A 13,426-nucleotide genomic window follows, 5' to 3' on the forward strand; every position below is an offset into this window, starting at 1 on the left:
ATGAGAGATATTGTTTTTTTAGTAGCCGACGGTGAAATGCAAGCCACCGTAGAAGGCTTTTTCGAAAATCCGGCGTTTGATACACGACTGCAATGCGCCAGATTTGAATTCGACACTAAGCAAGATTTAATCAAACACCCAAGAAAAGATCCGGGTGTTTATCAAGATGGTCATAACCTACTGAAAAGCTATGTTGATACCCATAACTACGCGGTTGTTATGGTCGATTTTGCGTTTAATGACAACCTACAAACAATGAATTACCAGCAGTTCTGTGAAAAGATTAAAGCCAATATGCGTGCCGCAGGTTGGCCTGACGAGCGCTTTTTTGTCATGGCGTTAAACCCAGAGTTGGAAGTATTAATGTGGCAAGCGGATACCCGACGAATTGAGTCAGTATTTGATTATCCAGGTGCTAGTGGCAGCCTGAGAGCTTGGTTGCAAGAAAGAAACCTTTGGGATGCGGAAGCGCTCAAACCTGCCGATCCAAAAGCGGCGATTGATGCAGTTAGAGGTCAAAACTGGGGGCGGAAAAAGACCCACTCGCAGCTGTTTAAGCGCATTGCCAAAGACGTGTCTTTCCGTGGTTGTGAAGATGAGTCGTTTAATGGCTTATTGCATCAGATTCAGGCTTGGTATCCGAGGATTTACGCATGAGAATAAAAACCATACCAAGTAATTGGCTGAGTGATGAAGGGCGACGCCTAGATTGTGGTCCTTACATGACTGGAGCTAAAGAGGCGGAAAAAATAATTGACGACTGCTTATTGCCTAAGAAGGAATTAAAAGACTTTTTAGTAAATGGAGCTAAAGGTGCTTTTCATGCGGGGAGAGAAGGTCGAGTTTGGGTAAAGGAAGAGCGTTATGGCGTTCCTTTCATGGGAAGTGTGGATATTATTCAGGCCAATTTAGATAGATTACCTTTGATATCCAAAGAACAGGTAAGTCGCAAACCATTATTCAGAGTTTTCAAAGATTGGGTTCTGATCACTAGGTCTGGAACCATCGGGAGAATGACTTTAGCTAGACAGGAAATGGATGGCCACGCTTGTTCAGAGCATGTTATGAGGGTTGTTCCCGATCCAGAGAAAATATTCCCTGGATATCTGTACTGCTATCTGAGAAGTAAATTCGGTGTCCCACTTGTAGTCAGTTCGACGTACGGAGCAATTATTCAGCATATTGAGCCTCATCACGTAATTAATTTGCCTGTCCCAATTGTTGATAAGCAACTTGAGGAAAAAGCGCATGAGCTAATAAATAAGTGTGGTGATAATCGAACTGAATCTAATGCATTATTGAAAAAAGCAGGGCAGCTTATCAACAAACATTTTAGTTTTCCAAATAAACTCGCCTTATCTCATCGCATTTTTACTCATTCAGCAGCTTCATCGTCGTTAGTTCAAAAACGTATGGATGCAACTTATCACGACCAAATTGCTCAATTGAGTGATGAGCTGATTGAAAAAGCTGGTGCTGAAAATAGTCTTGCAGAGCTGGGTATCCAAGCACTTGAAGGTAATCGGATGAAGCAAATATTCACCGGTGAAGACTACGGCGTTCCTTTCTTTACAAGTGGAGAGATATTCAGAGCAGATGTTACACCAGAGCGCTTTTTGCTAAGAAAATCATTGAAAGGTGATGAGGTGTGGCAGACTCGAGAAGAAGATTTGTTAATCGCAAGAAGCGGGCAAGTCGGTGGGATTATTGGTACGGGAGTTTGGGCAGATTCAAGATTTGATGGAGCTTGTGTATCGCCTCACGTACTTAAGTTAAGAGTTACAAACCTAAGCGTCGACGCTGGCTATCTTTATGCCTTTTTGTGTTGCACAGATGTTGGGTATCGTCAGTTAATTCGTGGTGCAGCAGGTAGCTCAGTTCCATTTCTGTCTATAAATGACATTCTAGCCATAAAGCTACCTAGAATGAGCGCAGATGAAGAAGCCCGAATCGGAGAAATGGTTCGTCAAGCTGGTCGACTGGCCGCTGAAGCCCAACAGCTAGAGAAAGAAGCTGTAAAAATGGTTGAAGACGCAATAGAAGCTGCAGCACCAAAGCATTAAGGAGAGGTTATGGCACAGGTATTTGCAATTGGTGATGTGGTTAACGATGAAGAGCGCAAAGCCATCGCCTGGTTAAAAGAAAAGTTACCCGACGATTACTTTATTATTCATAGCTTTGAAGTTGAACAGTATGACCAGCTGTTTGAAGTGGATATCTGTGTTGTTGCGCCCCATGCTATTTACTTAGTGGATGCCAAGGGCATCCACGGAAAAGTTGAGGTGGACGGCAGCATGTGGCACACCGCCCACAACAGCTATCGCTCGCCATTACCGAAATTACGCGGCAATGCGAAGTCTTTGTCGGGTCTCATTTGTAAGCAAAATCGCGCAAATAGAGATTTAAAAAACATCTATGTGGATACCGCTGTGGTGCTCACCATAGATGATTGCGAGTTCAAGGACCCAGAAGATCGCGAGCGCGGCCATGTAGTGGCACTAAAAAACAGCACCCGTTTCTTTACCGACAGTGAACGTATTCCAGAGCGCTTTGAGCGCAATGTGACTAAGTACATTCAGATTATCGCAGAGGCCTTGGGTAAATCGGCCAAAAAGCGTAGCCATGGTGTACGTTTTGGTAACTGGGAAGTGGCTGAAACCTTGGTTGATAATCAGTACTTTACGGAATACCGTGTATTTAACATTACCGCTGGTCGCAAAGGCGGCACTGTGCTAGCTAAAGCCTATAAAGCCGACCCTTACCTGCCAGATGAAGAACGCAGCAAGCAAAAGCGCCTGATTGAAAATGCGTATCGTGCCATTGCAAAAATGCCCTCGCATTCCGCCATTATTGGTGTGAAAGACTTCTTTGTTACTGAAGCGCAAGATAAATACTTGTTATTAACCGATGATATTCCTGGCGAAATCCTTAGCAAAAAGCTTAAAGACGCAAACTCGCTGCTCACATTAGATCAAAAGAAGCGCATCGTTAATGATTTGTTGTTGGCGTTAGCGCATGTATGTCGCAATGGCGTTGTGCATCGCAATATTACCCCTGAGCATATTTTAATGGGGGCCGATGGTCAGCCAAGGCTGATTGATTTTGACTACGCTCGGATAGGGAGTGAAAACACCACCACGATTGCCGACGAAGTACAGCAGCGGATCTCAAACCGTTATAAAGCCCCCGAACTCTGGGTTGATAGCCATGCAGCGAGCTGCGCCTCGGATATGTACAGTTTAGGTCTGGTTATTTTTGAGCTGTTTAGTGGTGATGCGGCCTTTGATTCGGTCACCCAAGCTATTGAGAAATCGTGTCTGCTCAGTACAAAGTTGAGTGAGCGATATAAACAGCTACCAGTAGAGTTTGATGATTGGCTGCAAACCTTATGTCACAAAGATGCACTGCAACGGCCAAGCCCTGAAGATGCGCTGGCGCAATTTAATGCACTCTGGCAACCCAAAGCAGCAGTAGAAACAATTGAGCCTAATAAACCCGAACAGCTGAGTGTTAAAACGCAGAATAACCATGAGCTTTCAGTCAATTACAAGCGTTTACCGAGCGGCTACCAGCTAACTAATAAATACGTCGTACAGCAACCGCTGGGTAAACCTGGCGGTTTTGGTATCGTTTATAAGGTAACGGATACCTTTGGTGATGTTTCGCGCGCAGTGAAACTGATTTTGAATGATAGAGAATCGGTATTAGAGCGCTTAAAGCAGGAATACCGCACCTTGGTTAAACTGCCAGAGCACCCTTATGTGGTAAAGGTGTACGATGCAGACGTACTTCCTAATCAAGGTCCTCCTTATATTGTTTTTGAGTACCTTGAAGGCCTAGATGTCAGTGAACTGATCCAGCAACGTTCATTAACGGCACACGAAGTGTGGACCATGGCTAAGCAGGTAGCGGAAGGTTTACAGCATTTACACGATCACAATATTTTCCACTGTGACATCAAGCCACAAAACCTGATTTGGAAAGACGGTAAAGTTCGTATCATCGATTTTAATGTATCGGTAGATGCTGAAGACCTAACGTTAGGGGGCGGTTCACGGAAGTATTTACCCCCAGATTTAAGCATTACTGAAACACCGCAAGCCTCTGATTTGGTAGATAGGGACTTATATGCCTTGGGCATTACCCTGTATCGAGCTATGACCGGTGAATACCCATGGGCCAATGTGCAGTGCCCACCTATGGACGAGTTAGCTCGTCACCCTAGTGAGTTTACCCAGAGCTTTAACTTAACCGATGATGTTTCGGCGGTCCTGCTAAAACTGATCGCCCCAAAACGAGTTGACCGTTTTGAATCTGCCGAACAATTGCTGAAAGCACTGAATAAAGTCCAGCAATTGAAAAAGGCGCAAACTTTATCGGAAGAAAGTACTTCGCAGTTTCATTTGCCGCCACTTGCGGATGGCTCTAACCCAAGTAAATCTGCGTTTCATGATTTTATGCTGACGCTGTATAGCCAAAGTCGGCATTCAAATGCCGGCACCCGTGGCTTAGATGATTACGCAAAGTTAATTTACGTTGAAACCGCCTTAGATACCGAGCTTGCTCCTGCAATTCTGGCTGGGCAACTGCGCTTGGTACTGATTACCGGTAATGCAGGTGATGGCAAAACCGCATTTTTGCAGCAATTGGAGGCTCAAGTTGAAGTGCAAGGAACAAGCGTTCACTTAAACCCACAAGGGAATGGTAGCTGGTTTGAAATAAATGGTCATAAATACCTGACTAACTACGATGGTAGTCAAGACGAAGGTAACAAAGATAATGACGCGGTACTCGAAGAGTTCTTTAGCGTCTATCAAGGTAACGATTCAAATGCATGGCCACATCACGAGACCCGGTTAATTGCCATTAACGAAGGTCGGCTAGTCGACTTTTTAACCCAACATTCAGAAAGTTTTTCTGCTCTAAAAGCCGTAGTTGAACAAAGTTTAAAAGATGGCTCAGTGCAAAATGACGTGGCGGTAGTTAACCTAAATATGCGCGATGTGCTGGCTTCGACGCAAAGTCAACCTGAGTCTATTTTTGAGCGAATCATCGGAAAAATGACCTCGGCCAAGGTTTGGCAAGGCTGTGATTATTGTGCGCTAAAAGACAAATGCTACGTTAAGCACAATATTGCTACCTTTCAAGACGAGCAAACTGGCCCTAAAGTCATCGAGCGTTTGAAGTATATTTACAAACTGACCAGTTTACGCAATCAGCTACATATCACGATGCGAGATTTACGCTCGGCACTGAGTTATACGCTAGTTGGTGAATACTCCTGTAACGAAATTAAAGAAATTTATGCCAATGGCGAAGCCGACAAAATTCTTCACGGTTATTACTTTAACGCTTGGTGCGGTAACGACAATACCCAAGATAGATTGTTAAAGCTGCTGAGGGAAACCGACATTGCTCAAGGGTCTGACGTTCGCTTAGATCGCGGGCTGGACTTTTTAGGCTTAGATGCTGTTGATTGGTTGCAGTTTGATCAGCGTAGTGAACACGAAACTCAGCTGCTAGCCAATGTTCATCAGAGCTTACCCAATGACACGGCACTAAGTGAGAGTAAGGAACGCTATCTATCTCATCGTAATGTGGTCGGGATGTTACGCAGAAAGGCCTACTTTGAGCGCCGTGGAGAAAACTGGCAAACATTACTGCCTTATCGTTCAGCGAAGTTATTAGTACGTTACCTCGAAGACAGTACGTTACTAAATGAAGCGAAATCGCTTGCCATTAATGCAATTAACCGCGGTGAAGGTTTACATAACCCGATGTATTTTAATGGTCAACTGGCGATGCAAGTACGTAAGGTACACTTAGGCACTATTAGAAGTTATCGCTTATTCCCATCGGATGTTTTTTCCATTGAAGTGAAAGACTCAGCGATGAACTCGTCATTTGTGGAGCATAGTCCGCAGTCACTATTGCTCAAGTACCAAGATGCAACCGGCCTTACCGCAGAGTTGGAATTAGATTTAGACTTGTTTGAAATGCTGCATCGTCTTAATCAAGGCTACGTGCCTTCGGCGCAAGCGGAGCAGAGTTTTTATTTAAGTTTAACCGTATTTAAGAACGTACTGGCTTCAGCGCCTTATCAAGAGGTTTTGTTAACTACCAACGGCCAACAGTATGAAAAAATAACCCGCGACGAAGGTGGTGTGTTGCAATTAGAACGATTGGTAGCGGAGGTTCAGCCATGAAGTTAGGTAAAAAAGATAAGGCTTTTCGCACCAATAAAGTGAGCTATCTTGATTACAAAATTGTTGAAATGGATAGGGTCTTAACTCATCTATTCGCTCGGCTAAAGCACAATGGCGCTTCTAGTAAACTAAGTGCTAAAGGTATGACGGTTGAGTTGTTTAAAGACGAGTTTCTAGACTCTCGTAATGGAACACATTTTAAAAACTTCTCTCAAGCCCCTATTACTATTGAAAAGTGGATTGAAACCCACTTGGTGGACTTAATTAATCGTGGCAAGGCTAACGAAGCGGTTGCTGCGCCGAGACCACTTCACGGCAATACTTATTTGTTTCGAAATCCTAAAAATTGCCGGGATTATGGTGCCTCTAAGCAAGTATATGAGTTGCTTTACCATGCCAATAATGGTCAGACCGCGATTAACCGACTCAAACAGTTTTTCTTTGCTGGTGTCGATTCTACGACAGGTCAGTATGATAGTTCGTCGCAAGTAGATGTTGAAACGCAGGCAATATTAAGACTGTCTGATCAAGTAAAGTCTGACGCGCCGGATCATACTGACTTACAAGAACGGTTTGCGCCGCTTAATCAACAAGCTGCGGATATTTTAGCTGAAGATATCATTAAGCTTCTGACGTATCGCCAGTATATTCCTCGTTCAGTGATGGTTGAGTACATAAAGATATTGTTAGCCTTTCACCTGGCGCTATACCAATTGAAATTGTTTAAGTTGCTACCGGCTTTGGCTAAGAGTAAGGGCCGTAATCTCCAAGAGAGCAATAAACAAAAGACGGCGCTCTATGTGGACATGACAAATGGCGCTAATAGCTTGAGTGAATCGATGGCTGAGCAAAGTGCGACGTTACACTACAAGCGTATTCCAGCTTTTATTAAAGCCTATTTCGGCGTTAAAAAACTCGATGAATTTGCAGAGTATCTATCGAAAAAAGGTAAATTATCGGGGGCAAAATCGATAAAACAAATGTCAGTGCCTGATTTGTTCACTCTGCTGGAGTCGCCGTTAGAGCAAGAGCGCGATCAGTTTTTTGGTCAACGTAACGCTGGAATTTTAGATGCGTCAGTGTCATCTGCACATGAGTCAGAGGAAATTCCGCCAGAGATTCATGCTATTACCCAGCTCGGCTTACCTGAGTATGAAACCTACATAGAGATTTTGTTGTTTGTTCAAGGTAATGCAATTCGCTCTGGTTTAGTCAAAAACCTAGATAGTCTTATGCTCAAGAATAAACCTGGTGCTTTGTTAGAACAACAAAGTGGTAGCACTGGTGGGCGTCGATTTAGCGTTGATGGACGACTGCTAGAAGTGTTGTTACAGCTGGCAGTACTCACCAAAGGTGGTGACTTGGGTTTTCACACTAAGGAGTTAAGAGTTGATGAGCTGTTAATTTTCTTAAAAGAACGATATGGCATTTTTATTGATTCGTTACCCGATACAGATGCTTTCTGTGAGTCATCAATTGATGTGAATAAAGCGCTTAGAGATAACTTATCTGGTTTTAAACGCCGGTTACGAGAAATTGGTTTTTATCGCGATCTTTCTGATGCGTATGTAACACAAACGGTTACTCCAAGGTATCAGATAAATAGTAAGCAAAATGAGAGTATGAAAGGACATAACGCATGATTAAGGGAATTCAAACCGTTATTAAGTCAGATATTGACGGCAGCTTAATCAGTGTCCTTGTACCTAAGTTTAAGTTGTTATTAGAAACTCGCGGTGCGGGCCACTGCATGAAGGTATCTGATTTAGAAACAGAGCTGATGTATCAGCTTAGTGAAGTCGTATCAGGTGCGGTTGAGTATGCCCAGGTTGCCGTATTGGCAGAGAAAGCGACGCGTAATTTTTCGGTTACCAGCACCAAGCTTGTTGAACTGCGAAACCCTGATGAACACGGCCAGCTTCGCCAGCCATTACTGATTTTTGTACCCAATGAATTAAAAACGTCCTCTGAAGACTCTTTTGGTGCTGCGACCTTTGAACAAATTGATATTTCAGATGCTTATTGGCTTGCGTTTAATCAAGTAAAGGCTGAATCTCCTGATCCGATTAAGCGGTTGTTGGACGAAGTTTACTTCATTCTTCAAGAAAAGGCGGCGTTAAAACTCAGTGCTTATCAATGGTTGCGATACGCGTTAACGATTAAGGTTAATGGCTTTGATCCAAGTGTTGCTGGTGCTGCTCTTTACGAGTTGGGGTTGATTCCTGATCTTGAGTTGCATCAAGATCATTCTATGTTGGTACGCAAATTAGTTAAAAATCGTGAGTGTGTACAAATTATAAACCGCTCTGAGAAATCAGCGATTGCAACCGTTTATGACCTACAGCTAGAAGGTGAAGATTTTAACAAGAGATTAGCGCTCTTTTTAAATGATCAGGAAAATCTACTCGATAGCAGTTGGCGCAAGCAATTAGTGGTGGATAGCAGCAACTGGGCACTCACTTTTGATAAATGGCGCTTTCAATATGAGGAAGATGCCACTGATGCAGTTTGTTTAATGGTGACTGAGGTTGGTTTGCCGCTTATTCCTGAAGATGAAACAGACCCAAACTTGCAACAACTGATTGGCCAACAAGTATTAACTACTGGCCAAGGTGGTTTGAAAAAGTTTTCTGTGACTTTTTCTGTTTCACCAAAGCCTAGTGAAGTTAATGGTTTAGCGAAATATAAAGCTCAGGTGTTTACTCAACAAGGTGATTTTGTTGGGTTAATTAAGGTAGGTAAAGCTACATCAAAATCCACAGTTACAATCACGTTTAATAAGTTGACTGGAATCGAATGGGAAGAAGGTTGGCATTACATTCGAATTCAAGCGTTTGATGAAAACGATGAATTACTACCTTTGGTTGATGACAAACAGTGTCCAATACCGTGGGGTACGTCCAGTGCGGAGGAAGCTGGCTCACGAATTAATGAAAGTGATCTGTTTTATGTATTGCCAGCAGCAGATGCAGAGGTTGAGCCAATTGAGGGGCGAAAAGTCAGAGAGGCGTCATTAGCGCATGCGAAGATTAAAGCTGAATTTGCCAACGTCATCGAAACTGTGAAATTTGCCAATGCTGAAGTAATGGAAACGACTTGGCAGGATAGTAAGAGTAAGGCTGAGTCGATCGTCAATGTGAAATTCAAGAAAGGAAGTGGTATTCAAATCCCCGTTACCACTTACTTAAAAGACTTTGAGCAAAAAATTCTAGCTAATCCAATGGCCGCTTTGACTTGGCGTGTAGAAATTCGCAATCAAGAAGCAAGTGAGTCTGGTGCCGATGCTGTAGATTGGCCAATAAAGGGTGTAGAAAGCCAGTTTGAAAAGTTTAAAGTGGCACGTGAAACGTACTTTCAAATTATACATCAAGATGAGAAAGAGCTAATTTCTGTCGCTCATGATCATGTGTCTTCATTACATGAAGCCTACTTGTATTCCAGCAGCTATTTAGAATACCTAGCAGCGGTATTTCAGGAAACTGAAAATGGACATGACTATTCGACTGAATTAGCCGCGTTACTTCGCTTGGATTCACTTTCAATCGTGATATGGAATTATGACGGCAGCTATAAAAAAGCCATGTTACTGGGGCCTACACATCCACTGAGGGCTTTATGGCTAGGTGGATGGGCTTCTCTTGCGGAAGCTTGGGCAAGACAGAGTGAGAAGGTTGGTAAGGAAATCGCGGTAGGAACTAAAAACAGTTTATTAGAAGAACTCGCATTAACCAATTTTCCTTACGTTCTGCCAGACTCTCAAGGCCAGTTGATGGTCGCACTTGATAGTATTCATCCATTTTGGAGTATTCTGTCGTCTGCACAAGAAAAAGAGCCACAAGCACTCATTGATAAAATTAAAACTGCATTTGGTATTAAAAATGATTACCAGCAAGTTGGTAAGCAAAGTAGTACCTTTCTCGCCACAAAAGTCGAAAGATATCTGATACAACACCCCTATGTGAATTGTTTATCGATCAATGTGTTTAACGCGGGGTCTGCGGGAGCCGTAGCGGGCATGTTGTTGGCTTTGAGAAAGAAACCGGAGCTAAAGCATATTAGTTTTGATATTCGTCTATTCGTAGCTGACCCATACGCGACAGAAGTAGGCGCTGATTTATTTAAGCTGATAAATAGTGGCGAAGACAGTGAGAATGAAAATCAGCTATTTCATTCAGCAGAAAATCACTTGCAGCCAAAGTTAAGCATTTCGCTCAGAGCTAGCTCTGAGTTTGAGCAGTCGCCTGATGAGTTTCAGTCTCATCTAAGCATGTTATTCGATGTGTTCCCTGCACAAGAGTTATCGGTAGTAAAACCGCAGGCAGATGAACAAGTTGCTCCTATATATGGGTTGTATCAGGACTATTGCATTGATTACTTCGATGAGAATGGGGTTGTTGCTTGGGATCGTCACACGAGACATGGTGCTGCGAAAATGCTTTTTGGTGGCCAGATATCGGAGGCTATAGCAAAACTGCCTAAAATGATGGCGGGAATAACCGCATCATTAGCGACGGGCGACTTTTCTTTAGAACAGGTGCCTGTAGTCAGGTTGGCTCTTGATAGCGCTGAAAGAGCTTTGTTAAATCAATTACACGAAGTCAGTGATTGGGTATTCACTGTGGATAGAAACTTGGGCATTGAATTTTTTGATCACGGTGGTAAAGATGGTCGTCCAGATTATCTGATTGATCACAGCCCTGAAATGGCTTCTTCAAACACGCACAACTTTGTTATTACTTCGCGTTCTACTACAGAAATAGAAGCATTATTGAGAGGGACCTTAGAACAGCATCAAATTGTTCCTGATGTTAATAAGGCGACGAGGGTTTTAGACTCACTTAGAGCGTTGTCAGGCAGGCTTGCACTAAAACTGGCTTCAAATAGCGCTTCAAAGTCGGAAGCCTTAGGGTTGGCGCTATCCAAACTTTATCTTGAATACCAGGGGGTGTTCAAAGATCAGATCATTGTTCCTTTAGATGCCCACCTAGAGCTATATTCCGAGCTTCAAAAAGGAGATGGGGAGCTTGGTGCTGACGTTAGCTTTAAAAGAACTGATTTAGCATTGTTCGATTTAGATGCTTCATCACGCACAATTCGTTGTAATTTAGTCGAAGTTAAGTGTTATTCAGAAGTCGGCGATATGACGAAGTACGAAGGTTTAAAAAAGAGTATTGCTGAGCAAATCTCGGAATCTGAACGTGTTCTTCAGCGTCATTTTGATTTGACTCGTACAACACCGGATAGACCTGATCGCTTGGTTAAAACACAAAAGCTCTGTGTCCTTCTTGAACATTACCTTAAACGATCTGAACGTTTTGGTTTATTGACTTCTGAGGTTGTTGAGGAGGCGAGATTTTTGCTTCGGACCTTGGAACAGGGATACAAGCTTTCAATTACCCGAAGTGCAGTTATTTTTGATTTCGGTCAGAATAGTTCCGGCGTTGAAAAAGAAGTTGGTATCGAGTTTCATCGTGTTGGGCGAAACCATATTGACGAATTGCTCTCCGCTAAAGTGCCTGAGGATAATGAACACAGTGAAGGAACGTTGGATTCACTTGAGCTAACGCTGCCTAAGTTAACTTCGGCCGAATTTTTACATAAAGAGCGAGATAGAACCGTATCTTGGGCTGAATTAGTATCTCAAGCTGCGATCACTTTACCTGAGCGGCCAGATACTTCGAAAGATGAAACGATTAAAGTACTGCCTTTTAATGATGATGAGCCAGCTACTGTTTCGCCGTCGATTAATCAGGGCGTTGAAGAAGTAAAACCTGTTGGTAATCCAGCTCCTGCAATAACTAATACTGTAGAGCTAGAGCCAGAGCCAGAGCCTGACGAAAATTTGCACATCCCTAACATCACAACGGGTAATAAAATTGAGGTCGTTCCCCACGATATTGTTCTTGGTGTCAACGGTGACTCTGCTCAGTTTGGCCTATTGGGAGAGGTCCATGGACGGAAAATAGCCTTAGATTTAAACCATACACACACACTAAGTTTATTTGGTGTTCAAGGTGGGGGCAAAAGCTATACATTAGGCTCAGTTGTGGAGATGGCAACTAAATCAATTCCATCGATCAATACGCTGCATAAAGAGTTGGCCAGTGTGATATTCCATTACAGTGCTACTCAGGACTATAAACCTGAGTTTACGTCGATGATAGCCCCAAATGACGATGTTACGCAGTTAGCTAAGCTTAAAGAAGTATATGGTGCGGAGCCAGCTTCCTTAGATGATGTTGTGTTGTTAGCTCCTGAAGACAAGTTAAACGAACGTCGTGCTGAGTACCCTGGAATTGAGGTACATCCGTTGAAGTTTTGTTCTTCTGAATTGCAAGCTGGGCACTGGAAATTTTTGATGGGGGCTATCGGCAACCAAGCCGCATATATCCGCCAACTAGGCAATATTATGCGTAAAAATCGAAATAACCTCTCGATCCAAGCGATAAGGGATGGAATACAAAACTCTAGTCTTTCGGATTCACTTAAAGACCTAGCAGACATGCGTTTGGATTTTGCTGAACAGTACATTGATGACCAATTAAACGTTGGTTCGCTGATTCGACCAGGCAGAATGATCGTTGTAGATGTTCGAGACGAATTCATCGAAAAAGATGAGGCATTAGGCTTATTTGTGGTGCTTCTGCAAATATTCTCGGAAGCCAAGTACCAAGGGCAATCTTTTAACAAGCTAATTGTGTTTGATGAATGTCATAAATACATCGATAGTCCAGACCTAGTAAAAGGGCTTGTGGAAACGGTACGCGAAATGCGCCACAAGGGCACCAGTGTCATGATTGCCAGCCAAGATCCACCGTCTGTACCGGTGGAACTTATTCAGCTTTCATCACAGATTATTCTGCATAAGTTCAACGCTCCGGACTGGTTAAAGCATATTCAAAAAGCCTGTATCGGTTTGAAATCACTAACGCCTGAGAAGCTTGGAGCGTTAAAACCAGGTGAGGCATATATTTGGTCTAGCAAAGCCAGTGATAACGCATTTGTCAGCGACGCAATGAAGATTCAGTGTCGCCCAAGAGTTACTAAGCATGGTGGGGATACTTTGACTGCCGTGTAAGCAATGGTCGTTTATCGTAGACGCAATTTCGAAATTGCTTCTGAGTGCGCGTTGACTTAACTCGATGCGATGCCAATGTTTATCGATTAGATGAGCTTTTTTTGTATCTTCCTAACTCACCAGCTCAAAGTGAACCTTCACA

5 protein-coding genes are annotated in these 13,426 nt (G+C 43.1%); all 5 read left to right on the forward strand.

What is annotated here, in order from left to right; genetic code table 11:
- From mads4 to mads8, 5 genes are read left to right on the forward strand one after another with little or no spacing between them, the layout of a single operon-like run.
- Complete coding sequence (mads4, locus tag R7040_RS21550) at positions 1 to 657, forward strand: methylation-associated defense system protein MAD4 (RefSeq protein WP_248364596.1); 657 nt, start codon at positions 1 to 3, stop codon at positions 655 to 657.
- Complete coding sequence (gene mads5 / locus R7040_RS21555) at positions 654 to 2,063, forward strand: methylation-associated defense system restriction endonuclease subunit S MAD5 (RefSeq protein ID WP_248364594.1); 1,410 nt, start codon at positions 654 to 656, stop codon at positions 2,061 to 2,063. The genes mads4 and mads5 overlap by 4 nt, the downstream gene beginning before the upstream one ends.
- A gap of 9 nt (positions 2,064 to 2,072) precedes the next feature.
- Positions 2,073 to 6,206 carry a methylation-associated defense system protein kinase MAD6 gene (mads6, locus tag R7040_RS21560; RefSeq protein ID WP_318097016.1) on the forward strand — a complete coding sequence of 1,378 codons (4,134 nt, stop codon included), beginning with the start codon at positions 2,073 to 2,075 and terminating at the stop codon, positions 6,204 to 6,206.
- Complete coding sequence (gene mads7 / locus R7040_RS21565; RefSeq protein ID WP_138944037.1) at positions 6,203 to 7,849, forward strand: methylation-associated defense system protein MAD7; 1,647 nt, start codon at positions 6,203 to 6,205, stop codon at positions 7,847 to 7,849. Before mads6 ends, mads7 begins: the two co-directional genes overlap by 4 nt.
- Positions 7,846 to 13,284, forward strand: a complete 5,439-nt coding sequence (gene mads8, locus R7040_RS21570) for a methylation-associated defense system ATP-binding protein MAD8 (RefSeq protein WP_226083527.1) — start codon at positions 7,846 to 7,848, stop codon at positions 13,282 to 13,284. Before mads7 ends, mads8 begins: the two co-directional genes overlap by 4 nt.
- Positions 13,285 to 13,426: the final 142 nt, after the last annotated feature.

Source organism: Vibrio sp. 1069, from assembly GCF_033340555.1.

Bases quoted from the DNA above. Each gene is read 5' to 3' on its own strand.
- mads4 (WP_248364596.1), top strand. From the start codon at position 1: ATGAGAGATATTGTTTTTTTAGTAGCCGACGGTGAAATGCAAGCCACC.
- mads5 (WP_248364594.1), top strand. From the start codon at position 654: ATGAGAATAAAAACCATACCAAGTAATTGGCTGAGTGATGAAGGGCGA.
- mads6 (WP_318097016.1), top strand. From the start codon at position 2,073: ATGGCACAGGTATTTGCAATTGGTGATGTGGTTAACGATGAAGAGCGC.
- mads7 (WP_138944037.1), top strand. From the start codon at position 6,203: ATGAAGTTAGGTAAAAAAGATAAGGCTTTTCGCACCAATAAAGTGAGC.
- mads8 (WP_226083527.1), top strand. From the start codon at position 7,846: ATGATTAAGGGAATTCAAACCGTTATTAAGTCAGATATTGACGGCAGC.